21 protein-coding genes are annotated in these 22,776 nt (G+C 64.8%); 13 read left to right on the top strand and 8 right to left on the bottom strand.

Features of this window, described 5'->3' with window-relative positions; translation table 11 throughout:
* Nucleotides 1-44: 44 nt before the first annotated feature.
* The 6 genes from chvE to NDN16_RS13450 all read left to right on the top strand — a co-directional run bounded on the left by chvE (nt 45) and on the right by NDN16_RS13450 (nt 8,409).
* The gene (gene chvE, locus NDN16_RS13475; protein WP_251114093.1) at nt 45-1,106 is read left to right on the top strand and encodes a multiple monosaccharide ABC transporter substrate-binding protein; all 1,062 of its coding nucleotides are present in this window, start codon (nt 45-47) and stop codon (nt 1,104-1,106) included.
* A 69-nt stretch (nt 1,107-1,175) separates the two neighbouring features.
* Nucleotides 1,176-2,708: a multiple monosaccharide ABC transporter ATP-binding protein gene (gene mmsA / locus NDN16_RS13470; protein ID WP_251114092.1), complete on the top strand. Its 1,533-nt coding sequence runs from the start codon at nt 1,176-1,178 to the stop codon at nt 2,706-2,708.
* Complete coding sequence (gene mmsB, locus NDN16_RS13465; protein ID WP_251114091.1) at nt 2,705-3,892, top strand: multiple monosaccharide ABC transporter permease; 1,188 nt, start codon at nt 2,705-2,707, stop codon at nt 3,890-3,892. Before mmsA ends, mmsB begins: the two co-directional genes overlap by 4 nt.
* A gap of 73 nt (nt 3,893-3,965) precedes the next feature.
* Nucleotides 3,966-4,826 carry a formyltetrahydrofolate deformylase gene (gene purU, locus NDN16_RS13460; RefSeq protein WP_251114090.1) on the top strand — a complete coding sequence of 287 codons (861 nt, stop codon included), beginning with the start codon at nt 3,966-3,968 and terminating at the stop codon, nt 4,824-4,826.
* A 10-nt stretch (nt 4,827-4,836) separates the two neighbouring features.
* Entirely contained in the window at nt 4,837-5,718 is an 882-nt protein-coding gene (gene folD / locus NDN16_RS13455) for a bifunctional methylenetetrahydrofolate dehydrogenase/methenyltetrahydrofolate cyclohydrolase FolD (RefSeq protein WP_251114089.1), read from the top strand.
* 69 nt (nt 5,719-5,787) lie between these two features.
* Entirely contained in the window at nt 5,788-8,409 is a 2,622-nt protein-coding gene (locus tag NDN16_RS13450) for a hybrid sensor histidine kinase/response regulator (RefSeq protein ID WP_251114088.1), read from the top strand.
* Here NDN16_RS13450 and NDN16_RS13445 read toward each other — a convergent pair.
* The 7 genes from NDN16_RS13445 to NDN16_RS13415 form a co-directional block, all read right to left on the bottom strand.
* Complete coding sequence (locus tag NDN16_RS13445) at nt 8,389-9,525, bottom strand: Fic family protein (protein WP_251114087.1); 1,137 nt, start codon at nt 9,523-9,525, stop codon at nt 8,389-8,391. The two genes, NDN16_RS13450 and NDN16_RS13445, sit on opposite strands and share 21 nt — an antisense overlap.
* Before the next feature lie 150 nt (nt 9,526-9,675).
* Nucleotides 9,676-11,064 (bottom strand): aspartate aminotransferase family protein, encoded by a 1,389-nt coding sequence (locus NDN16_RS13440; protein ID WP_251114086.1) that lies wholly within the window; start codon nt 11,062-11,064, stop codon nt 9,676-9,678.
* 76 nt (nt 11,065-11,140) lie between these two features.
* Complete coding sequence (locus NDN16_RS13435; RefSeq protein ID WP_251114085.1) at nt 11,141-11,926, bottom strand: ABC transporter permease; 786 nt, start codon at nt 11,924-11,926, stop codon at nt 11,141-11,143.
* A gap of 1 nt (nt 11,927) precedes the next feature.
* Nucleotides 11,928-13,112, bottom strand: a complete 1,185-nt coding sequence (locus tag NDN16_RS13430; RefSeq protein ID WP_251114084.1) for an ABC transporter permease — start codon at nt 13,110-13,112, stop codon at nt 11,928-11,930.
* Complete coding sequence (locus tag NDN16_RS13425) at nt 13,109-14,179, bottom strand: ABC transporter ATP-binding protein (RefSeq protein WP_251114083.1); 1,071 nt, start codon at nt 14,177-14,179, stop codon at nt 13,109-13,111. The genes NDN16_RS13430 and NDN16_RS13425 overlap by 4 nt, the downstream gene beginning before the upstream one ends.
* 12 nt (nt 14,180-14,191) lie before the next feature.
* Complete coding sequence (locus NDN16_RS13420; protein ID WP_251114082.1) at nt 14,192-15,238, bottom strand: ABC transporter substrate-binding protein; 1,047 nt, start codon at nt 15,236-15,238, stop codon at nt 14,192-14,194.
* A gap of 132 nt (nt 15,239-15,370) precedes the next feature.
* Nucleotides 15,371-15,919 (bottom strand): cupin domain-containing protein, encoded by a 549-nt coding sequence (locus NDN16_RS13415; RefSeq protein ID WP_251114081.1) that lies wholly within the window; start codon nt 15,917-15,919, stop codon nt 15,371-15,373.
* A 182-nt stretch (nt 15,920-16,101) separates the two neighbouring features.
* Here NDN16_RS13415 and hisD point away from each other — a divergent pair, with 182 nt between their 5' ends.
* Complete coding sequence (gene hisD / locus NDN16_RS13410; protein ID WP_251114080.1) at nt 16,102-17,391, top strand: histidinol dehydrogenase; 1,290 nt, start codon at nt 16,102-16,104, stop codon at nt 17,389-17,391.
* A 3-nt stretch (nt 17,392-17,394) separates the two neighbouring features.
* On the opposite strand, the gene NDN16_RS13405 is transcribed toward hisD, so the two are convergent.
* Entirely contained in the window at nt 17,395-17,694 is a 300-nt protein-coding gene (locus NDN16_RS13405) for a hypothetical protein (protein WP_251114079.1), read from the bottom strand.
* A gap of 296 nt (nt 17,695-17,990) precedes the next feature.
* Between NDN16_RS13405 and NDN16_RS13400 the strand changes: the two genes are divergently transcribed.
* The 6 genes from NDN16_RS13400 to cysT all read left to right on the top strand — a co-directional run bounded on the left by NDN16_RS13400 (nt 17,991) and on the right by cysT (nt 22,776).
* Nucleotides 17,991-18,137: a hypothetical protein gene (locus NDN16_RS13400; protein ID WP_251114078.1), complete on the top strand. Its 147-nt coding sequence runs from the start codon at nt 17,991-17,993 to the stop codon at nt 18,135-18,137.
* Nucleotides 18,134-18,880 (top strand): metal ABC transporter ATP-binding protein, encoded by a 747-nt coding sequence (locus NDN16_RS13395; protein WP_251114077.1) that lies wholly within the window; start codon nt 18,134-18,136, stop codon nt 18,878-18,880. Before NDN16_RS13400 ends, NDN16_RS13395 begins: the two co-directional genes overlap by 4 nt.
* The gene (locus NDN16_RS13390; RefSeq protein ID WP_251114076.1) at nt 18,877-19,740 is read left to right on the top strand and encodes a metal ABC transporter permease; all 864 of its coding nucleotides are present in this window, start codon (nt 18,877-18,879) and stop codon (nt 19,738-19,740) included. The genes NDN16_RS13395 and NDN16_RS13390 overlap by 4 nt, the downstream gene beginning before the upstream one ends.
* A gap of 9 nt (nt 19,741-19,749) precedes the next feature.
* Nucleotides 19,750-20,727: a metal ABC transporter substrate-binding protein gene (locus tag NDN16_RS13385; protein WP_251114075.1), complete on the top strand. Its 978-nt coding sequence runs from the start codon at nt 19,750-19,752 to the stop codon at nt 20,725-20,727.
* 150 nt (nt 20,728-20,877) lie between these two features.
* Nucleotides 20,878-21,879, top strand: a complete 1,002-nt coding sequence (locus NDN16_RS13380; protein WP_251114074.1) for a sulfate ABC transporter substrate-binding protein — start codon at nt 20,878-20,880, stop codon at nt 21,877-21,879.
* Nucleotides 21,880-21,954: 75 nt separating this feature from the next.
* Nucleotides 21,955-22,776, top strand: coding sequence for a sulfate ABC transporter permease subunit CysT (gene cysT, locus NDN16_RS13375; RefSeq protein WP_251114073.1), 822 nt, complete (start codon nt 21,955-21,957; stop codon nt 22,774-22,776).

The raw sequence follows: 22,776 nt of genomic DNA, 5'->3' as shown, positions 1-22,776 counted from the left end.
ACTTGCGGTCCGCATGGTGCGGCCGCCTTGGGAGGATTTCGAAAATGAAGAGTTTCATGAAATGGGCCGCCGCGCTCGCCCTCGGGGCGGCGATGGTGCTGCCGGCCGGCGCGCAGGACAAGGGGCTCGTCGGCATCGCGATGCCGACGAAGTCGTCGGCGCGCTGGATCGACGACGGCAACAACATGTCGAAGATCCTGCAGGAGCGCGGCTACGAGACCGACATGCAGTACGCCGAGGACGACATCCCCAACCAGCTCTCGCAGGTCGAGAACATGGTGGTGAAGGGCGCCAAGGTGCTGGTGATCGCCTCGATCGACGGCACCACCCTGTCGGACGTGCTGCAGCAGGCCGCCGACATGGACGTCAAGACAATCGCCTACGACCGGTTGATCCGCGATACGCCGAATGTCGACTACTACGCGACCTTCGATAATTTCCAGGTCGGCGTCCTGCAGGCAACCTCCATCGTCGACAGCCTCGACCTGGCCAACCAGGAAGGGCCGTTCAACGTCGAGCTGTTCGGCGGCTCGCCGGACGACAACAACGCCTACTTCTTCTACGATGGCGCGATGAGCGTGCTGCAGCCCTATATCGACAGCGGCAAGCTCAACGTCGCCTCCGGGCAGACGGGCATGGACAAGGTCTCCACCCTGCGCTGGGATCCGGCCGTCGCGCAGGCGCGCATGGACAACATCCTGTCCGCCTTCTACACCGACAAGCGGGTCGATGCCGTGCTGTCGCCCTATGACGGCCTGTCGATCGGCATCCTGTCGTCGCTGAAGGGCGTCGGCTACGGCTCGGCCGACATGAAGATGCCGATCGTGACCGGGCAGGACGCCGAGGTGCAGTCGATCAAGTCGATCCTGGCCGGGGAACAGACATCGACCATCTTCAAGGACACGCGCGAACTCGCACGCGTGACGGCCGACATGGTCGATGCGGTCAGCAACGGCACGGAACCGCAGGTCAACGATACCGAGACCTACGACAACGGCGTCAAGGTCGTGCCATCCTATCTCCTGAAGCCCGTGGTGGTGACCAGGGACAACTGGAAGGAAATTCTGGTCGACAGCGGCTACTACACCGAAGATCAGCTCCAGTAGGAATGGATTGGGCGCCGGCGACGGCGCCCCCTTTCGTCTGCGGTATCGGCAAGGCCGTTGGAGGCGCACATGAACGCCATTCTGGAAATGCGGGGCATCTCCAAATCCTTCACCGGGGTCAGGGCCCTGTCGGAGGTGAACCTCGCGGTGCAACCCGCCGAGATCCATGCGGTCGTCGGCGAGAACGGCGCCGGCAAGTCCACCCTGATGAAGGTGCTGTCGGGCGTCTACCCGCACGGAAGCTACGACGGGCAGATCCTCTTCGAAGGGGAAGAGCGCAGCTTCCGCACGGTGAACGATTCCGAGGCGCTCGGCATCATCATCATCCATCAGGAACTCGCCTTGATCCCCCTGATGTCGATCGCCGAGAACATCTTTCTCGGCAATGCGCCGACGCGGCTGGGCGTGATCGACCGATCGGCCGTCTTCGAGCGCTCCCGCGAGCTGCTGCGCAAGGTGGGCCTGAAGGAGAACCCCGATACCAGGATCGCCGATCTCGGCGTCGGCAAGCAGCAGTTGGTCGAGATCGCCAAGGCGCTGTCGAAGGAAGTCAAGCTGCTGATCCTCGACGAGCCGACCGCCAGCCTGAACGAGGCCGACTCCGATGCGCTGCTGGCGCTTCTGACGGAGTTCCGGCGGCAGGGCATCTCCTCGATCCTGATTTCGCACAAGCTGAACGAGATTTCCAAGGTGGCCGACCGCATCACCGTGCTGCGGGACGGCAGGACGGTCGCCACCATGGATTGCCATGCCGGCCCGGTCGAGGAAGACGAGATCATCCGCAAGATGGTGGATCGCGACCTCGAAAGCCGTTTCCCCAAGCGCGAGCCGAAGATCGGCCCAACCATCCTTTCCATCCGCGACTGGTCGGTGGAGGATCCGCTCCACCCGGGGCGGCAGGCGGTCAAGGGCCTGAGCCTGGACCTGCGCGCCGGTGAAATCCTCGGCATCGCGGGGCTGATGGGCGCGGGGCGGACGGAATTCGCCATGAGCGTCTTCGGCCGCTCGTGGGGGCGCAATATCCGGGGCACCGCCACCATGCACGGCAAGCCGGTGGACCTGTCCACCGTGCCTGCGGCCATCCATGCGGGGCTTGCCTACGTGACGGAGGACCGCAAGCAACTCGGCCTGCTGCTGGACGAGGATATCCGCAAGAACATCACGCTTGCGCATCTGCGCGGCGTATCGCGGCGCGGCGTTCTGGACGACATCGAGGAACTGCGGGTCGCCAACACCTATCGCCAGAAGATGCGTATCCGCTCGTCCAGCGTCTACCAGGAGGCCGGGAAGCTGTCGGGCGGCAACCAGCAGAAGGTGGTGCTGTCGAAATGGCTCTTCTCCGAGCCGGAAGTGCTGATCCTCGACGAGCCGACGCGCGGCATCGACGTCGGCGCGAAATATGAAATCTATTCCATCATCAACGGCCTTGCCGACAGCGGCAAGGGGGTGATCGTGATCTCGTCCGAGATGCCGGAACTGCTGGGCATCTGCGACCGCATCCTCGTCATGAACGAAGGCAGTTTCGTCGGCGCCTTCGGCAGGGAAGAGGCCAGCCAGGAAAAGATCATGCGCGCCATCATGCGCAAGGAGACCCTGAAATGAGCGACAATCCGGCAACCATCGGGGAAACGCGCAGCTATAGCGGCTTCCTGAAGAACAATCTGCGCGAATACGGAATGCTGCTGTCGCTGCTTGCGATCATGATCTTCTTCCAGGTCATGACCGACGGTACGCTGATGCGGCCGTTGAACCTGACCAATCTGATCCTGCAGAACAGCTATATCGTCATCATGGCGCTCGGCATGCTTCTGGTGATCGTATCGGGCCATATCGACCTATCGGTCGGTTCCGTCGCCGGCTTCGTGGGCGCGGTCGCCGCGGTGCTGATGGTCAGGCTCGACATGCCCGCCATCGCCGCCGTTGCCATCTGCCTCGCCATCGGAGCGGCCATCGGGGCGGCGCAGGGCTGGTTCGTCGCCTATCTGCGCATCCCCTCCTTCATCGTGACGCTGGCGGGCATGCTGGTGTTCAAGGGGCTCAGCCTCGCCGTGCTCGGCGGTGCTTCCGTCGGGCCCTTTCCGACCACCTTCCAGCGCCTGTCGTCCGGGTTCATCCCCGATGTCTTCGCGACGCCGGGGCTGAAGCTGACGTCGCTGATCCTCGGCACCGTGCTGGCGCTGGGGCTGGTCTATCTCAACTTCCGCAACAGGGCGCGCCAGCAGCGCCACCAGACCGAAACGGAGCCCTACGGCTTCTTCGTCCTGAAGAACATCGTGCTCTTCTGCGTGATCACCTATTTCACCTACCTGCTCGCATCGCTGCGCGGCCTGCCCAACGTGCTCATCATCATGGTGGCGCTGATCGCGCTTTACGCCTTCGTCGCCAACCGGACCACCATCGGGCGGCAGATCTATGCCGTCGGCGGCAACGAGAAGGCGGCGAAGCTCTCGGGCGTCATGACCGAGCGACTGACCTTCCTGACATTCGTCAACATGGGCGTCCTGGCGGCGCTGGCGGGCCTGATCTTTGCCGCGCGGCTGAACACGGCAACCCCCAAGGCGGGCCTCGGCTTCGAGCTGGACGTCATCGCAGCCTGCTTCATCGGCGGCGCTTCGGCCTATGGCGGTGTCGGCAAGGTGGTGGGCGCGGTGATCGGCGCCTTCATCATGGGCGTCATGAACAATGGCATGTCCATCCTGGGCATCGGCATCGATTACCAGCAGGTCATCAAGGGCATCGTGCTCCTGGGAGCCGTCTGCATCGACGTCTACAACCAGCGCCGGTGAGGCGTAACGCGGTTTGCGCAAGGGCCGGGATGATCTATAGGCGGTGCAACATCCCTTCCGTGGAGTCGCCGCCATGCCCGACCAGTATGTCCTGTCGCTGTCGTGCCCGAACAAGCCGGGCATCGTGGCCTCGGTGTCGCGCCACCTCTACGAGCATGGCGCCGACATCCGCGAGGCGCACCAGTTCGACGACGCGGAAACCGGCCGCTTCTTCATGCGGGTCCGCTTCAATTTCGTCGAGGCCGGCAGCGACAGCGAAGCGCTGCGCAGCGCCTTCGACGCGGTTGCGCAGCGCCACGACATGGACTGGAGCCTCAATTGCGCGGCCCGGCGCCAGAAGGTTCTCATCCTCGTCTCGCGCTTCGACCATTGCCTCGCCGATCTCCTGTATCGCTGGCGCATCGGCGAACTGGCCATGGACATCGTCGGCATCGTCGCCAACTACCCGCGCGAGAGCTATGCGCATCTCGATCTTGCGGATATCCCCTTCCACTATCTGCCCGTGACCAGACAGACCAAGCTGGAGCAGGAGGCGGACGTCTGGCGCGTCGTGCAGCGGACAGGGGCCGACCTCGTCGTGCTGGCGCGCTACATGCAGATCCTGTCGGATGGGCTGGCCGCGAAGCTGGCCGGCCGCTGCATCAACATCCACCACTCCTTCCTGCCGGGGTTCAAAGGGGCGCGGCCCTACCACCAGGCGCATCACCGCGGGGTCAAGCTGATCGGTGCGACGGCGCACTACGTGACGGCCGATCTCGACGAAGGGCCGATCATCGAGCAGGACGTGGAGCGCATCGCCCACCACGACACGCCGGAGGATCTCGTCCGCAAGGGGCGCGATATCGAACGCCGCGTCCTGGCGCGTGCGATCACCTGGCATCTGGAAGGCCGTGTCATACCGAACGGTGCCAAGACCGTCGTATTCCGGGATTGAGGGATTTCCCATGCAGGGCAAACTGATCGACGGCAAGGCCGAATCCGCAAAGGTCCGCGCGGCGGTGGCGGAAAGGGCCGCAGCGTTTTCGGCGCGCCACGGCCGCAGGCCTGGCCTGGCCGTGGTGCTGGTGGGCAACGATCCCGCCAGCGAAGTCTATGTCGCCTCCAAGGTGCGGCTGACGCGCGAGGCCGGCATGGAAAGCTTCGAGCATCGCCTTGCCGCCGATACGGCGCAGGACGATCTCCTGGCGCTGGTTCGCCGCCTGAACGCCGACGATGCCGTCGACGGCATCCTGGTGCAATTGCCGCTGCCCGCTCCGCTGGATGCGGGGCCGGTCATCCTGGCGATCGATCCCGCCAAGGACGTGGACGGGCTCCACCCGGAAAATGCCGGTCGCCTCGTTGCCGGACTGCCGGGCCTCGTACCGTGCACGCCGATGGGGGCAATGCACCTGGCGCGCAGCGTGCGTCCGCGCATGGACGGCCTCACCGCCGTCGTCATCGGGCGCTCGAACCTGGTCGGCAAGCCGGTGGCGCAATTGCTGCTCAACGCCAACGCGACGGTGACGATGGCCCATTCGCGCACGCAGGACCTGGCAAGCCTGTGCCGCACGGCGGATATCCTCGTACCCGCGGTCGGCCGGGCGGAGATGGTGAAGGGCGACTGGATCAAGCCGGGCGCAACCGTCATCGATGTCGGCATCAACCGGCTGCCGCCGGCCGAAGGTCAGGCAAAGGGCCGCCTGGTCGGCGACGTCGCCTTCGACGAAGCGATCGCGGTTGCGGGCGCCATCACGCCGGTTCCCGGCGGTGTCGGACCGATGACGATCGCCTTCCTGCTGCAGAACACCCTGACGGCCGCCGAGCGGCGTGCAAATGTGACACGATAACCGCAGATTTCATTTTGATTTTCAGGCGGAAACAGACATATAGGCTGCGTTCCACCATCGAGAACCAAGATGACCGACCAGGCCATATCCTTCGGCTCCAAACCACCGCGCGGCGGTGATACGGGCGCGCTTCTGCGTGCCTACGACTGGCACTTGACGGGGCTGGGCCCGCTCGAAAGCTGGTGCCCGAACCTGCGCGTCACCGTGGACGTGATGATCGATTCCCCGGTGCCGAAGGTCCTGATGTGGGGCCCGGAGCACCGGATGATCTACAATGACGGCTATATCGCCATTGCCGGGCGCCATCATCCGCATGCTTTCGGCGGACGCGTCGACGAGGTGTGGCCCGAGATCTGGGACTTCAATCGCCAGGTGCTGGAAACCGGCATGCGCGGCGAGGTGCAGGCTTTCCATGACCAGTTGATGGTGCTGAACCGCAGCGGCGTGATGGAGGAGGTGTATTTCGACCTTTTCTACACGCCGATCTACATCGACGAGGATACCGTCGGCGGCGTGTTGTGCACCGTGGTCGAGAATACGGGCCGTGTCCGCATGCGGCGCGAGCTGCTGCACAGCACCAGGCGTTTCGAAGCGGCCGTGGCGGCGGTGGACGGGATCGTCTGGACCAATGATCCCGAGGGGCGCATGTCCGGCCCGCAGCCGGGCTGGCAGGCGCTGACCGGCCAGACGCAAGAGGAATGCGCGGGTTTCGGCTGGTCCGAAGCCGTCCACCCGGATGACCGTGCGGCGAGCGTCGCCGCATGGAACGAGGCGGTCGCCGAGCGAAAGACCTTCGTTTTCCAGCATCGCGTGCGCCGCAAGGATGGCGAATGGCGCTGGTTCTCCATCCGCGCCGTGCCGAGCCTTGGCGACGACGGCAGCATCCGCGAATGGGTCGGCGTCCATACGGACGTCACGGAAAAGCACCGGCAGGAGATCGCCCTGCAGGAGCATGCCGAACAGCTCGAGCGCCAGATCCGCCACCGCCAGCGTGCCGAAGACCAGCTCCGCCAGCTCAACGAGACGCTGGAGACCCGCATCGTGGAGGCCATCGCCGAAAGGCGCCAGGCCGAGATCGCCCTGGCGCAGGCGCAGAAGATGGAGAGCATCGGCAAGCTGACCGGCGGCGTCGCGCACGATTTCAACAATCTGCTGCAGGTGGTGTCCGGCAATCTGCAATTGCTGGCCAACGACATCGCCGGCAATGAACGGGCAGAGCGCCGCGTCGCCAATGCCATGGCCGGCGTATCCCGCGGATCGAAGCTGGCGGCGCAATTGCTGGCTTTCGGCCGGCGGCAGGCGCTGGAGCCCAAGGTCGTCAACGTGACGCGCTTCGTGCGCGGCATGGACGATATGCTGCGCCGTGCCATCGGCGAGGGGATCGAGGTCGAGACGGTGGTCGGCGGCGGCCTGTGGAACACCTTCATCGACCCGACACAGATCGAGAACGCGTTATTGAACCTTGCGATCAACGCGCGCGATGCGATGGACGGGCAGGGGCGGCTGACGATCGAACTCGGCAACGCCAGCCTGGACGACGACTATGCGCGTGCGCACGAGGAGGTGACGCCCGGCCAGTACGTGATGCTGGCGGTTTCGGACACCGGCTGCGGCATGACGCCGGAGGTGATGGAGCGCGTCTACGAGCCCTTCTTCTCCACCAAGAGCGAAGGCAAGGGTTCGGGCCTCGGCCTGTCGATGGTCTACGGTTTCGTCAAGCAGTCGGGCGGGCACGTGAAGATCTATTCGGAACCCGGCCACGGGACCACGATCCGGCTGTACTTGCCGCGCGCCGTCGAGGCGGAAGACCTGGAAGTCGAAGTGGACAACGGGCCTGTGTCCGGCGGCACGGAAACCGTCCTGGTGGTGGAAGACGACGACGAGGTGCGCGCCACCGTCGTCGAGATGCTGGGCGAACTCGGCTATCGCGTCCTGAAGGCGGTGGATGCGACTTCCGCGCTGAGCGTGGTGGAAAGCGGCATCCCGATCGACCTTCTGTTTACGGACGTGGTCATGCCGGGCGCGCTGAAAAGCCCCGAGCTTGCCCGCAAGACGCGCGAGCGCCTGCCGGGCGTCGCGGTTCTGTTCACCTCGGGCTACACGGAGAATTCGATCGTGCATGGCGGCCGGCTGGATGCCGGGGTCAACCTTCTGTCCAAGCCGTACACGCGCGAGGCGCTCGCGCGGAAGGTGCGCCATGTGTTGGCGAACCAGGCGCAGGTCAATTCGGGCGCGGCGCCGCTGCCCCCGGCCGACGCCACGGCCACGGGCAGTGACGGCAAGAAGGCCAATGTCGTCGGCATTTCGGTCATGCTGGTCGAAGACGACATGATGATCCGCATGAACACGGCCGAACTCCTGAAGGAAATGGGGCATCTCGTGGTCGAGGCCGGCAGTGCGGAAGAGGCGACGACCGCGCTGCAGACCATGCCGGTGAACGTGCTGGTGACGGATGTGAACCTGCCCGGGATTTCGGGGCCGGAACTGGCGCGGCGCGCGCTGGAACTGCGCCCCGAAATAGGCATCGTGTTCGCCACGGGCGACAGGCATGTCGACGGCATCGAGGCTTTCGACCCGGCACGCACCACAATCCTGTCCAAGCCCTACGACATGCGTGGGCTCGAGAAGGCCATTTCCGGGGTGTTCGGTGGTGTCGCCGCGCCGGCAGGCTTAGTCGCGGACAAGCTTTAGCAAGGGTTCGAACCGATAGAGTGCAGGCCGTCGGCCTGCAGATGCTTCTATCGTCTGCAGAAGTCCGCTCTCGACCAATACGCGGGTGAAGCGGTGCGCCGTCGGGGCCGGAATCCCCGATCGTGATGTAAAAACGTTGTTCCTGAAAACCGGTCTGGAGAACAGGAAGTCGAGCGCCGCGGTGCTCCATTGTGAGTTCAGGAGCTTGGGGAAATCCTTCTTGAGCGTGTCGTAAAGAATGCGGATGGACTCGGCGGTAGCAAGGTTCTTGTTGGCCTGCGCTTCCAAGGCTTCGAGGAAAAACACCGCCCATCCGGTCCAGTCATCGCTGCGCGAGACTTCTCGCATTCTGTCGATATATTCATCACGACGATCTTCCAGATAGTTACTGATATAGAAGTGCGGTGCGCTGATGGCGCCGAACTTCCAAAGCATCAACGTGATGATCATGCGGCCGATACGGCCGTTCCCATCCTTGAATGGGTGAAGTGCCTCAAACTCGAGATGGGCGATGGCCGTGCGCAAAAGTATCTGGCACTGGTCATCCTCGATAAAGGCGAATAGCCGCTCGAGGCCCACATCAAGCTGCTCTGGTCGGATCGGCACGAACTGGATTTTGCGACGCGACCTGTCCGCAAGGTAATTCTGCTCGGTCTTGAAGTCTCCCGGCGCCAGGTGGGCTCCTCGTCCGAAACCCAGAAGGACACGGTGGGCCGAACGAATGAGCCAGGGCGAAAGCGGTGCGTTGTCCTCAAGGCTGCGTTGGGCGTAGGTCAAGGCGCGCCCATAGAGGAACACTTCTACTGCTTCGCTTCGGTAACCCGACTCGGGTGGTGCATCATCACCCTCCTGATCGGCACCGTATTGCAGTACCTCATCCAGCGTGCTTATCGTCCCCTCCATTCGAGATGAGACAACGGCTTCCTGACTGCGGAGAGGAGTCAGCAGGATTTCGCTGTTGTGCATCCCCTTCAGCATCTGATCGTATCTGGCAAGCGCTGCGGAGGCCGACGCGATTGGGCCGATCAGCCGTCCCGCATCAAGCGAGCGCGGCGGGAAACGACCATAATGGTAATCGACCGCATCGTTGAAGTCGAAGTTGCGAATGTCGCTCATTTGAGTCTCATAAAGCGGAAGATGTGATATTCAACGCACGTTGCCTATCACACTAGATACTCAAATGGCTTTCACTCTCAAAAATTAAAAAATCTGCAAAACAAAGAGCCGAAGCCTTTGCCCCGGCCCTTTGACAGCGTCGATCGAAGGTCAGGCTACGGTGCCGTCCGCCTTGAGGGCGGCATAGGTGTCGTCCAGCGCCTTGCCGAAGCGGGAGACCATCTCCCGCACCTCGCCTTCCGTGATGATGAGCGGCGGGCAGAAGGCGATCTGGTCGCCGATGGCGCGGATGATCACGCCATGTTCGTGCCCCTTGGCGAAGAGTGTCCCGCCCGCCCGGCCTACGGGGTCGAAGCGCGCCTTGGTCGCCTTGTCCGCCACAAGTTCCACCGCCGCGATCAGGCCGACGCCCCGTACGTCGCCGACCAGCGGATGGTCGCGGAAACGCTTCAGCTCTTCCTGCAGGACTGCGCCGGAGCGCGCGGCATTCTCGACAAGGTTACGCTCGCGGATGATGGCGAGGTTCTCGTTGGCGATGGCGCAGGACACGGGATGCCCCGTCGTCGTGAAGCCATGGCCGAGCGTGCCGATCTTTGCCGTGTTGTCGGCAATCCCCTGGTAGATCGCGTCGGAGATCAGCACCGCCGCCAACGGCGCGTAGGACGAGGCGATCTGCTTGGAGGTCACCAGCACGTCGGGCTCGATACCGTAATATTCACAGGCGAAGGTGGTGCCGAGACGTCCGAAGCCGTTGATGACCTCGTCCGCGACGATCAGTATATCGTGCTTGCGGCAGATTTCCTGCACGCGCGCCCAATAGCCCTCCGGCGGCGGCAGCACGCCGCCGGCGCCCATCAGCGGCTCGCCGATGAAGGCGGCGATGGTTTCCGCCCCCTCCGTCGCGATCGTGTCCTCGAGCTCCTGCGCGAGCCGCTCGGTGAACTGCGCTTCCGTTTCACCGGGCTGGCCGAAGCGCCAGTAATGCGGGCAGGTCAGGTGCCGCACCGGGATGATCGGCAGGTCGAAATCGCGGTGGTTGACCGGCAGTCCGGTCAGCGACCCGGATACCATGGTGATGCCGTGGTAGGCATTCTGGCGCGACAGGAACTTCTTCTTTTCCGGGCGGCCGCGCGCATTGTTGTAATACCAGATCAGCTTGACGACGGTGTCGTTGGCTTCCGAGCCGGAATTGGTGAAGAACACCCGGTTGACGCTGGCCGGCGTCATCTTGACCAGCGTTTCCGCCAGGTCCACCGATGGCTCGTTCGTCTTGTGGCTGAACGTGTGGTAATAGGGCAGCTTCTGGAGCTGGGCATAGGCGGCATCCGCGATGCGCTTCTCGCCGAAGCCGACGGCCACGCTCCACAGGCCGGCCATCGCCTCGATATACTGCTTGCCCTGATCGTCGAAGACATAGATGCCTTCGCCCCGGTCGATCACGATGGGGCCGGTCTCCTCATGCTTGCGGGCATTGGTGACGGGATGGAGGATATATTCCACATCCCTCGCATAGACGGAATTCGGCAGCGCCGCAGACATGATGGCAGTTCCTTTCCCTGTGAGGCCGTCAAAACCATAAGGTTTGCTGACGGATATGCGATCTTCATAATGCGCTTCAGACCTTGGCGGCCAGCGATCTTTCCTGCCGCCACCGCAGCAGCGCGGCCAGTCCGGCCAGAAGCAGCGTCCCGAGAATGAGCAGGAACGCTGCGGCGGCCACGGCCGGGCTGATATTCTCGCGGATGGAGGAGAACATCTGGCGGGCCAGCGTGCGCTGGTTCGGGCCGGCGACGAACAGCGTCAGCACCACCTCGTCCAGCGAAGTGGCGAAGGCGAAGACCGCGCCGGTCACGATGCCGGGCGCGGCAAGAGGCATGGTCACGCGGCGGAAGACGGTGAATGGATTGGCGCCGAGGCTGGCCGCTGCCCGCAGGGAGGTGCGGTCGATACCGGCCAGCGCGGTGGATACGCTGACGATGACGAAGGGGATGCACAGCACCGAATGCGAGACGATGACGCCGAGATAGGTGGAGGAAAGGCCGATCCGCGCCAGCGATATCTGGAGGCCGACGCCCAGGACAACCGCCGGCACGACCATCGGCAGCAGGAAGACCGTGCGGAACAGGCCTGCGAAGGGCAGGGCGCTTCCCGCCAACCCCAGTGCGGCGAGCGTTCCGAGGACGACGGAGACCAGCGTGGCCCCGCCGCCGATGATGAGGCTGTTGACGATGGATCGCTGCCACGCCCCGGCGCCCAATTGTTCGAACCAGCGCAGCGAAAAGCCGGGGATCGGGTAATTCAGGAAGACCGAATCGGTAAAGGCCAGCGGCAGGATCGCGACGATGGGCAGCAGCAGGAACACGATGGCCGCGATGCCGAAGACGAGCTTGAGTGCGCGCATGTCAGGCCCCCAGCGGCGCGCCGTTGCGCGACAGCCTATTGTAGACGACATAGAGCAGCGTCGTGACGACGAGCAGGATGATGCCGAGCGCACCGGCCATGCCCCAGTTTGCCGTCTGCAACGCGTAGAAGGCGATGATGGACGAGATCATCTGGTCGTTCGGGCCGCCGACAAGCGCAGGCGTGATATAATAGCCGATCGCCACCATGAAGACGAGCAGGGATCCCGACAGCACACCGGGCAGGCTGAGCGGCAACAGCACCCGCCAGAAGGCGCGGAGCGGCGATGCGCCCATGGAAGCGGCGGCCGGCATGAGGTTCTTCGGAATGGCGGTGATGACGGAATAGATCGGCAGCACCATGAAGGGCAGGAGCACATGCGTCATGGCGACGATGACGCCGGCCCGGTTGAAGATCAGCGGCAGCGGCCCGGATATCAGGCCGAGATCCATCAGCGTGCGGTTGATGAGCCCCTGGTCCTGCAACAGGATGAACCAGGCGGCGGTACGGACCAGCAGCGACGTCCACAGCGGCAGGAGAACCGCGAGCAGCAGGATGTTGCGCTTCCAGCCGGAGACCGACGCCGCAAGCATGGCGTAGGGCAGGCCGATGGCGATGCAGAACAGCGTGATGACGGCGGCAATGGAGAAGGTGCGCCAGATGATCAGCCGGTTGGCCGAACTGCCGGCCGGGCGCGCCTCGATGTCTCCGGCGTCGTTGCGCTCCAGATCGACCGCAGCCAATAGATTGCGATCCGTGTAGGGACTGGCTGCGTTCTGTATGGCGGTCCAAAAGGCCGGGTCGCTCCAGCGGTCGTCTATGGACGGCATGTCGACCGGCTCGCCATCGGCCATGTCGCGCGCCACGCGCTGGGTTTTCCCCATCAGCGTGCGGAAACCGGAGACGGCACTGTTGAGGCGGCGCACGGCTGGCCCCAGTGTCGCGTTGTCCACTTCGCGCAGGTCCTTCATGAAGGCCTGCTGGATATCCATGGAGGGCGGGGCCTCGCCATCCCACCCGCCGATGACGGCGGCCGTCTCGGGCAGCGCGCCGGCCATGGCGTCGTCGCGAACCGCCACGGCGATCATGGTCCAGAGCGGCCACAGGAAGAAGACGGCGAGGAACAACGCCAAAGGCAAAATGAGCAGCCCGGCGCGCAGGCGGGCGGGCATGGTGACGTCGCTCATGTCGAAAATACCGAGCAGTCCGCCGGATCGAACGACATGTTGACCCGCTCGCCCGGGGTGAAACTGCGCGCGCTGCGCTCCAGCCGGGCGACGAGCGGCAGTTCCCCGGCGCTGAGATGCAGGCGGATATGGTCTCCCTGGTAGACGGCGTCATCGACGGTAACGTCGAAACTGTTGGGGAGGGGCGGGGTCCGGTCGAGCGCCAGCCGTTCGGGCCGGATCGACACGGTAGCGGCCCCGGATGCCGCGCCATCCTGCGGCGCGGTGGCCATGATGCGCCGCCCGCCGGGAAGATCGACCGCGACGAAAGCGCCCTCGCGGCCGGCGAGGGTGCATTCTATCAGGTTCGTCTCGCCGATGAACTGCGCGACGAAGCGGTTTTCGGGCCGGTCGTAGACCGCATCGGGAGCGCCGATCTGCGCGATCCGGCCCTTGTCGAAAATGGCGATCCGGTCCGACATGGTCAGCGCTTCGGACTGGTCGTGCGTCACGAAGACGATGGTCAGGCCGAGGCGGCGATGCAGGGCACGGATTTCCAGCTGCATCTCCTCGCGGAGTTGCTTGTCGAGCGCGCCGAGCGGCTCGTCCATCAGGATGACCTTCGGCTCGAAGACCAGCGCCCGCGTCAGCGCCACCCGCTGCTGCTGGCCGCCGGACAACTGGGACGGCTTGCGGTCGGCAAGGTGGCCGAGGCGCACCCTGTCGAGCGCCGCCTCCACGGCCTTGCGGGATTCCGCCTTGCCGACGCCCCGCATGTCGAGCGGGAAGGCGACGTTTTCGGCGACGGTCATATGCGGGAACAGCGCATAGTTCTGGAAGACGACCCCCATCCCCCGCTTGTGCGGCGGCAGGTCGTTGAGCTTCTGCCCGTCGAGCCAGATGGTCCCCGAGCTGGCGCGCTCGAAGCCCGCCAGCATCATCAGGATGGTCGTCTTGCCGGAGCCGGAAGGCCCCAGCAGACTCAGGAACTCGCCTTTCGCGACTTCGAGGTTCAGGCCCTCCACGACGCGCATCGGCCCATAGCTTTTCGACACGTCGTGGAGGTGGATGAAGGCGCGATCATTCATGCGGGTACAGCCTTACTGGGCAAGCCATGCGTTGAAGCGGGCGCTGAGCTCCTCGATATGGTCGATCCAGAAATCGGTATCGAGCGAGATCGCGCCTTCCATGTTTTCCGGAGAGGTGGGAAGCTCGGTGGCCTCTGCCGCCGGCACGAGCTTGCCGGCCTCGATGTTGGACAATCCATAGGCGATGTAGTTCGGCAGCTTGGACTGGTTTTCCGGCTGGCTCGCAAAGGCGATGAACTCGAACGCGGCGTCCTTGTTGGGCGAATCCTTCAGCACGACCCAGCTGTCCACGGCATAGATGCTGCCGGGCCAGACGATCTTCAGGTTCCGGTTCTCGGTCTTGTTGATGCCCGTCAGGCGGCCGTTATAGGCGGTCGTCATGACGACCTCGCCCGAGGCCAGGAGCTGGATCGGCTGGGCGCCGGCTTCCCACCAGACGATATCGGACTTCAATTCGTCGAGCTTGGCGAAGGCCCTGTCGACACCCTCGTCGGTGCCGAGAACCTCATAGACTTCCTCGGGCTTCACGCCGTCGGCCATGAGCGCGAATTCCAGCGCGTATTTCGGCCCGCGGCGCAGGCCGCGCTTGCCCGGGAACTTCTCCGTGTCCCAGAAGTCGGCCCAGCCCTGGGGCGCTTCCTTCAGCTTGTCGCCGTCGTAGCTGAGGCCGGTCGTCCAGACGATGGCGCCGACCCCGCATTCGTTGACCGCGGACGGAATGAACTTGTCCTCGCCGCCGAGGGCCGACCAGTCCACCGGCTCATAGAGGCCGTCGGCGCAGCCGAGGGCAAGTTCCTCGGCTTCGACCTGGACGACATCCCAATTGGCCGGAATGCTTTCCATCTTGGCGGCGATGACGCCGTATCCGCCATCCCAGGATTCCTCCAGCACGGGCTTGCCCGTCTTTTCGGCGAAGGGCTTGAAGTAGATCTCGCGCTGCGCGTCCTGGTAATTACCCCCCCAGGACACCACCGTCAGGTCGCGGGCCGAGGCCGCGCCGGAAGAAAGGGCGATGCCCAGCGCCACGAGGCCTGCCGCAGTCGAAATGAGTTTCTTCATTGAAATCGTCTCCTCTGGAAGTCCGGGCGAAAGTCAAACACAACCCGCCATGGTCCGCAGCAGGGAAAAGCAGGCGTTGAATATTCTGTCCGCGATGGCCTTCGCAGCTGCACTGGAACGGCCCCCGAGAGGCTAATAGGTGGGCGGTGTAATGGCGCTGACGATCCGCGCCGGTTTCCCCGAAACGTTGCGGAACCGATGCGGGATCTGGCTGTCGAAATAATAGGCGTCGCCCGTTTCGAGCACGCGCGACTGTGCGCCGACGGTCACTTCCACCGCACCCTCCACCACGATGCCGGCTTCCTGCGCGGCATGCGATATGGCCTCACCCGTATCGGCCCCCGCCGCGTAGGTCTCGTGCAGCATCAGGAGAGTTCGGTTGGGATGGTCGATGCCGACGATGCGATAGGAGATACTGGTGGGCCGGCCCGCTTCCGGCAGGTCTTCCGCGCGGTAGAAGGGGGAGTAGGGGGCGCTGGACGCAAGTTGCGAGAAAAAGCCGCTCATGGTGGAGCCCATGGCCTCCAGAATCGCGCCCAACGTGTCCACCGACGGGCTCAGCTTATCCCGCTCGATCAGCGAAATGGTGGAATGCGAAATGCCGGAGCGCACGGCAAGCTGCCGGGTCGACAATTGCCGCCTCCTGCGCAGCTCCCTCAAGCCGTGTCCGATCGCGGGCATTCGATGCTCCCGTTTGATCCCGTCGGGGCGGGCTGTCGACGCACCGCACAATTTTCAGTCATTACCATCCTACGACTGGTTATTATTTTCAACACCCCGGCCCCGGCGGATTGGCAGGCGCTGCGCCGGGTGACAGCTTCTGCGCGACAGAAAACCCTCTCTGACCTCCGCAGGAATGCCCGATGACAATGTCTACGCCGTCCCAGCCTGCCGTGCACGGCCTGTTCCACATCAAGGCTCCGGCGGCCAGCGCCGAAGTCGACGGTACGGAGATCGAATCGACGGTCCGCGAAATACTGCGCCGCGTGGCGCGGGAGGGCGACGACGCCGTTCGGCACTACAGCGAAGCCTTCGACGGGTCGGCGCCGGAGCGATTCGAGGTTTCCGATGCCGATAAGCAGGAGGCGGTCTCTGCCCTCGACCCGGAAGCGCGCGAGGACATGCAGTTCGCCATCGAGCAGGTGCGCCGCTTTGCCGAGGCGCAGCGGCAGACCATCCTGCCACTGGAGATAGAGACCTTGCCGGGCCTGCATCTGGGCCACCGCATCATCCCGATCCGCCGCGTCGGCGCCTATGTGCCCGGCGGGCGCTATCCGCTTCTGTCGGCGCCGGTGATGACCATCGTTCCGGCGGCTGTCGCGGGCTGCGCCGAGATCGTCGCGTGCCTGCCGCCCAACGCCCACCCGGCCATGGTCGCGGGCTGCCATCTGTCCGGCGCGACGCGCATCTTCCGGATCGGCGGCGCGCAGGCGATCGCGGCGATGGCCTACGGCACCGACAGCGTGCCTGCGGTGGACAAGATCGTCGGTCCAGGCAACGCCTATGTCAACGAAGCGAAGCGGCAGGTGTTCGGGCGGGTCGGGATCGACCAGCTGGCGGGCCCGAGCGAGATTTACGTACTCGCCGACGAGTCCGGCGATGCCGCGATGATCGCCACCGATCTGCTTGCCCAGGCCGAGCACGACATCCGGACGCGCGTCGGCCTGATCACCACGTCGGAAGCCCTGGGCCGCGCGGTGCTGGCCGAAGTGGAGGCGCAACTCGCCACACTGTCCACGGCCGCGGTGGCCGGTGCGGCGTGGCAGAGCTACGGCGAGATCGCCGTCGTGCCGGACGAGGATGCGATGGTGGCCTATTCGGATCGGATCGCTGCGGAGCACCTGCAGGTCCATACAAAAGACGCGGCGCAATTTGCGACGCGCCTGTCCAATTACGGATCCCTGTTCATCGGAACGCGGGCGAGCGTCGTCTATTCCGACAAGTGCTGCGGCACCAACCATACCCTGCCGACCATGGGGGCCGGCCGCTACACCGGCGGACTGTGGGTCGGATCCTATCTCAAGGTCGCGACGCACCAATGGCTGGACGACGAGGGTGTCGCCGCCGTCGCGCCGCATGCCGTGCGGCAGAGCGCCCGCGAGGGTCTTGAGGGCCATCGCCGCGCCGCCGCATTCAGGCTGGGGCTGGACTGATCGCTAGCGACAATCGGCCCGGCGGATATAAAAGGTCTGGATCTGGCCGTCGCCTTCGTAGCGATGCTCGACGGCGGCGAGGTCGCCACGCAGCAAGGCAGGCTTGAAGGTGGCGCATCGTTGCCCCGCCATCGCCGACTTCTCCTGTCGCGCGTCCACCGGTCCGTCCGCCGCGAAGGCGTAGACGACCTTGTCGCCCTCCTGCCGGATGTCCATCAGGCGCACGCCCGGGAGGACCTCCCGCGGGAGGCTCTGCGCCTCCCTGGCGATCGCATCATAGACGAATGTCTGGCTGTGTGGCATCGCCCAGGCCTGAACCTCGTCGACGGGTAGCTGCGTTGCAGCAATCCCAACTGCTCCGAGAAGTCCGATCTGGCTGTATCTGCTCCGCAATATTCGCATGACGATGTGCACCATCTTGACCACTGGAAGCTTGTTTAAACGATTCAAATGACATTGGGTTGCGCTTGCCGCCGGCCAAGTGTCGATTTTTGCCGCAGAATTGCCGGAATGGTTAACGCCGCCTTTCGCACCGCACCACTTGCCGTCTTGCTTGTAATGTTATAACAAACCGGCAACTGGAACATCCCGGCGACCTGATGCTCGAAGACAGCAAGACCCGATCGGCCGACACAGGCCGCAAACCGCGCTCCGTCATGCAGATGTCGGCCTTTCAACGCCTCGGTATCGTCGCGGCGCCGCTTCTGCTGCTCTGGGCGGCCGTCCTTCTGGTGATGGTGCGATGAGGGCCGGTGCGCCCGTCATCGCGCTGAAGGATCTGACGCTCGCCTATCGTCGGCAACCGGCCGTGCATCACGCGACGGGTGCTTTCGCACAGGGTTCGCTGACGGCGATCATCGGGCCGAACGGCGCCGGCAAGTCCACCCTGCTCAAGGGCATCATGGGCTTGATAGACCCATCCACGGGCAGCGTCTGCCTGCACGGCCTGAAACGTCACGACGTGGCCTACCTGCCGCAGGCGGGAGATCTGGATCGCAGCTTTCCGATCGACGTCGCGGACCTCGTCGCCCTGGGCGCTTCGCGCAAGTCCGGCTGGTTCCGCCGCATCGCCCAGGACGATCTGTCCCGGGTGGAGGAGGCCATCGCCGCCGTCGGCCTGCGCGGTTTCGAGAGCCGCGCCATCCATACCCTGTCGGGTGGCCAACTGCAGCGCGCGCTCTTTGCGCGGATGCTGGTGCAGGATGCGCGCGTTCTGCTGCTGGACGAGCCGTTCACCGCCATCGATATGCGCACGACGCTCGACCTTCTGGCCGTCGTGCGGCGCTGGCACGGGGAGGGGAGAACCATCATCGCGGTTCTGCACGATCTCGAACTGGTGCGCGAGCATTTTCCGGACACGCTGCTGATCGCCCGCGAAGTCGTGGACTGGGGCCCGACTGCGCGCGTGCTGACGCCGGAGAAGCTGCGCGAGGCGCGAACCTTGAGCGAGAACTGGATCGAGGATCCCTATTCGAGGTCGGCGGCATGAGCGCGTTGCTGTCTCCGTTCGCCGACTATGCCTTCATGCTGCGGGCCCTGACGGGCTGTCTCGCCCTTTCGCTGGGGGCATGCCCGCTCGGCGTCCTTCTGGTGCTGCGGCGCATGAGCCTCGTCGGCGATGCGATGAGCCATGCGATCCTGCCGGGCGCCGCGATCGGCTTCATGATCGCGGGTTTCTCGCTGGCCGCCATGACGCTGGGCGGCCTCGTCTCGGGCCTGGCCGTGGCGCTTCTGGCGGGCATCGTCTCGCGCTTCACCGCCCTGCGGGAAGACGCCAGCTTCGCCGCGTTCTACCTTGCGTCGCTGGGCCTCGGGGTGCTGATCGTCTCGCTTTACGGCTCCAATATCGACCTGCTCAACGTGCTGTTCGGCACGGTGCTCGGGCTCGACGACGCGGCGATCCTGCTGATGGCCGGCATCGCGACGCTGACGCTCGCGCTCACGGCCATCTTCTATCGCGCCATCGTGGCCGAGTGTCTGGACCCCGGCTTCCTGCGCTCCGTCGGCGGAGCCGGCGGACTGGCCCATATGCTGTTCATGAGCCTCGTCGTGCTGAACCTCGTCGGCGGCTTCCAGGCGCTGGGCACGCTGATGGTGGTCGGCATCATGATGCTGCCGGCCGCCGCCAGCCGCTTCTGGGCCGAGACCGTACCGGGCCAGATGCTTGTCGCCATTCTCGTCGGCTTCGCGTCCTCGGTGTGCGGCCTGCTGGTTTCCTATCATTACGGCGCGCCGGCATCCCCGGCGATCATCCTGTCCGCTTCGGCCGTCTACGCCGTCTCCGTCCTCGCCGGGCGCTTCGACAGCGTTATCGCCCGTTCCATCCAGTTCCGTCATATCCATCACTGAGGTCCTTGCATGTCGAAGTTCCTGTCCATCGGTGCCGTCTCGGCGATCGCGCTTCTTTCGGCCCCGGGCTTGGCGGCGGCCGAGCCCATCAAGGTCGTCGCGAGCTTCTCCATCCTTGCGGACATGACGCGTGAGATCGGCGGCGACGCGGTCGAGGTTCAGCCGCTTGTCGGCCCGGATGGCGACGCGCATGTGTTTCAGCCCTCGCCGGCCGATACGCGCAAGCTTGCAGACGCCGACCTCGTCGTCATGAACGGACTCGGCTTCGAGGGCTGGATGCCGCGCCTCGTCGAGGCGTCCGGTTATGCCGGCAAGACGGTCGTGGCATCGACCGGCGTTGTGGAGTTGAAGAGCGAGGAGCATGACGAGCACGAGCACGAGCACGGTCACGCGCACGACCATGACCATGACCACGGGCACGAAGATGCGGCCTCCCATGAGGGGCACGATCACGGGCCGATAGACCCGCATGCGTGGCAGGACCTGTCGAACGGCGTCGTTTATGCGCGCAACATCGCCGACGGCCTGGCCGAGGCCGACCCGGCCAATGCGGAAGGTTACCGGCAGCGGGCGGCGGCCTACGTCGCCGAAATGCAGGCGTTGGACGCGGAGGTGAAGGCCGAGCTTGCGACGATTCCGCAGGATCGCCGCAAGGTGGTGACGTCGCATGACGCATTCGGCTATTTCGCGCGTGCCTATGGGGTGGAGTTCATCGCACCGGAGGGCGTCTCCACCGAGTCCGAGGCTTCGGCCGCCGATGTCGCGGCGATCATCTCGCAGATCAGGGCCGAGGGCATCACCGGCGTCTTCGTCGAAAGCATCACCAACAGCCGGCTGATCGAGCAAATCGCCCGCGAGACGGACGCCCATGTCGGCGGAACGCTGTATTCCGATGCGCTGTCGGATGCGTCCGGACCGGCGCCCACCTATCTGGACATGTTCCGCAACAACACACGAAAGATTCTGGATGCGCTGAAGCTCGGCTGAGCGCTGCCGAAGATTTTTCCACGGATGGGCGCGGCGGCGGAAGATTGGTTCCACGCCGCCGCGCGATACGACCGGCTTCGACCTCGTCGCGCGGCGCGCGGCAGGAGATAAAGGGTCTTCGATCCAGAGCCAATTGCCGAGAGATACCCGATGAAGAAGTCCCTTCTGCTCAGCCTTGCGATAGCGCTTTCCACAGCCGGAGGCGCACAGGCGCAGGAGGCGGACAAGCTTCTGAACGCGTCCTACGATATCGCCCGCGAACTGTTCGTGGCGATCAACCCGGCCTTCATCGCCGACTACAAGGCGAAGACCGGACGCGACGTGACGATCGACCAGTCGCATGGCGGGTCGTCGAGGCAGGCGCGCTCGATCCTGGAGGGGCTGGAAGCCGACGTCGTCACCTTCAACCAGGTGACGGACGTCGATATCCTTGCCAAAAACGGCTTCGTCAGTGCCGACTGGCAGCAGGAATTCCCCAACCAGGCGTCGCCATACTACTCCCTGCCGGCCTTCCTGGTGCGCGAGGGCAATCCGAAGAACATCAACGATTGGAGCGATCTCGTCCGCGACGACGTCCAGGTGATCTTCCCCAATCCGAAAACCTCCGGCAATGCCCGCTACACCTATCTGGCCGCGACGGCCTATGCGCTGGAGGCCTTCGACGGCGACCAGGAGAAGGTGAGCGCGTTCATCGGTAAGCTGTTCGACAACGTGCCCGTCTTCGATACCGGCGGTCGTGCCGCCACCACCACCTTCGTCGAGCGCCAGATCGGCGACGTGCTGATCACCTTCGAGGCGGAAACGCGCGGCATCGAGCGTGAGTTCGGCACCGACAGCTTCGATACGGTGGTTCCGTCGGTCAGCCTTCTTGCCGAGTTTCCGGTCGCGGTCGTCGATCGCGTGGCCGAGCGGCGCGGCACGGCAGACCTTGCCAAGGCCTATCTGGACTTCCTCTATACGCCGGCCGGGCAGGAGATTCTGGCCGAGAACGGCAACCGGGTGCATGACGAGGCGGTGGCCGCGAAGTTCGCAGGGGAGTTTCCGCAAGTCCGTCTCCTGACGGTTGAAGACGTCTTCGGCGGCTGGGACAAGGTGCAGGAAGAGCATTTCGCTTCTGGCGGGACGCTCGACCAGCTCTACGGCAGCCGCTAAGAGGGTGACGTCCGAAGGCCGGCCAAAGGGCCGGCCTGTTCCTGTTTGCGCCAAAGTCGAGGGGGCGCCCGAAACGTGTCGCGTCGTGTCCTGCCGGGGTTCGGGCTGAGCCTCGGCTTCACCCTGTTCTACATCACGGTCATCGTGTGCCTGCCCCTCGGGGCCCTCGTCTTCAAGGCAGCCAGCCTTGGGCCGGAGGCCTATTGGCGGATCGTATCGGCGCCGCGCGCCGTGGCCAGCTACCAGGTCACCATCCTGACGGCGCTGGCGGCGACGGCATTCAACGTCGTCTTCGGGCTGGCGCTCGCCTGGGTGCTGACGCGCTATCGCTTCCCGGGGCGCCGGCTGCTCGATGCCATCGTCGACCTGCCCTTCGCCTTGCCGACGGCGGTGGCGGGCATCGCGCTGACGACGCTGTTCGCGGCCAATGGCTGGCTGGGCGGCGCGCTGGCCGATCTGGGCATCACGGTGGTCTACACGCCGCTCGGCATCATCGTCGCTATGACCTTTACCAGCGTGCCCTTCGTGGTGCGGACGGTGCAGCCGGTCCTGGAGGATCTGGACCCCGCGCTCGAGGAGGCGGCCTTGTCGCTGGGCTCCGGCGAGGGCCGCGTCTTCCGCAAGGTGATCCTGCCGCTGCTGGCTCCCGCGCTGCTGGCCGGGACATCGCTGTCGTTCGCGCGCTCGCTCGGCGAGTTCGGCGCCATCATCTTCATCGCCGGCAACCAGCCCTTCTACAGCGAGATCACGGCGCTGTTGGCCTTCATCCGTCTGGAGGAATACGACTACCCGGCCACGGCCGCGATCGCCTCCGTCATGCTGTTCGCCGCCTTCGTGATGCTGGCGGTGACCAATGTCCTGCAGGCCCGGGCGCTGCGCTACACGGAAAGGGGCTGA

Source organism: Aureimonas altamirensis, assembly GCF_023702225.1.
In the GTDB taxonomy this organism is placed as follows: Bacteria; Pseudomonadota; Alphaproteobacteria; order Rhizobiales; family Rhizobiaceae; genus Aureimonas; species Aureimonas altamirensis_B.
Note: the sequence above shows the minus strand (reverse complement) of the source record. Positions and strands in the feature narration are given on the sequence as shown.

Coding starts and splice junctions, on each gene's coding strand:
- chvE (WP_251114093.1), top strand. CDS start 45: ATGAAGAGTTTCATGAAATGGGCCGCCGCGCTCGCCCTCGGGGCGGCG.
- mmsA (WP_251114092.1), top strand. CDS start 1,176: ATGAACGCCATTCTGGAAATGCGGGGCATCTCCAAATCCTTCACCGGG.
- mmsB (WP_251114091.1), top strand. CDS start 2,705: ATGAGCGACAATCCGGCAACCATCGGGGAAACGCGCAGCTATAGCGGC.
- purU (WP_251114090.1), top strand. CDS start 3,966: ATGCCCGACCAGTATGTCCTGTCGCTGTCGTGCCCGAACAAGCCGGGC.
- folD (WP_251114089.1), top strand. CDS start 4,837: ATGCAGGGCAAACTGATCGACGGCAAGGCCGAATCCGCAAAGGTCCGC.
- NDN16_RS13450 (WP_251114088.1), top strand. CDS start 5,788: ATGACCGACCAGGCCATATCCTTCGGCTCCAAACCACCGCGCGGCGGT.
- NDN16_RS13445 (WP_251114087.1), bottom strand. CDS start 9,525: ATGAGCGACATTCGCAACTTCGACTTCAACGATGCGGTCGATTACCAT.
- NDN16_RS13440 (WP_251114086.1), bottom strand. CDS start 11,064: ATGTCTGCGGCGCTGCCGAATTCCGTCTATGCGAGGGATGTGGAATAT.
- NDN16_RS13435 (WP_251114085.1), bottom strand. CDS start 11,926: ATGCGCGCACTCAAGCTCGTCTTCGGCATCGCGGCCATCGTGTTCCTG.
- NDN16_RS13430 (WP_251114084.1), bottom strand. CDS start 13,112: ATGAGCGACGTCACCATGCCCGCCCGCCTGCGCGCCGGGCTGCTCATT.
- NDN16_RS13425 (WP_251114083.1), bottom strand. CDS start 14,179: ATGAATGATCGCGCCTTCATCCACCTCCACGACGTGTCGAAAAGCTAT.
- NDN16_RS13420 (WP_251114082.1), bottom strand. CDS start 15,238: ATGAAGAAACTCATTTCGACTGCGGCAGGCCTCGTGGCGCTGGGCATC.
- NDN16_RS13415 (WP_251114081.1), bottom strand. CDS start 15,919: ATGCCCGCGATCGGACACGGCTTGAGGGAGCTGCGCAGGAGGCGGCAA.
- hisD (WP_251114080.1), top strand. CDS start 16,102: ATGACAATGTCTACGCCGTCCCAGCCTGCCGTGCACGGCCTGTTCCAC.
- NDN16_RS13405 (WP_251114079.1), bottom strand. CDS start 17,694: ATGCCACACAGCCAGACATTCGTCTATGATGCGATCGCCAGGGAGGCG.
- NDN16_RS13400 (WP_251114078.1), top strand. CDS start 17,991: ATGCTCGAAGACAGCAAGACCCGATCGGCCGACACAGGCCGCAAACCG.
- NDN16_RS13395 (WP_251114077.1), top strand. CDS start 18,134: ATGAGGGCCGGTGCGCCCGTCATCGCGCTGAAGGATCTGACGCTCGCC.
- NDN16_RS13390 (WP_251114076.1), top strand. CDS start 18,877: ATGAGCGCGTTGCTGTCTCCGTTCGCCGACTATGCCTTCATGCTGCGG.
- NDN16_RS13385 (WP_251114075.1), top strand. CDS start 19,750: ATGTCGAAGTTCCTGTCCATCGGTGCCGTCTCGGCGATCGCGCTTCTT.
- NDN16_RS13380 (WP_251114074.1), top strand. CDS start 20,878: ATGAAGAAGTCCCTTCTGCTCAGCCTTGCGATAGCGCTTTCCACAGCC.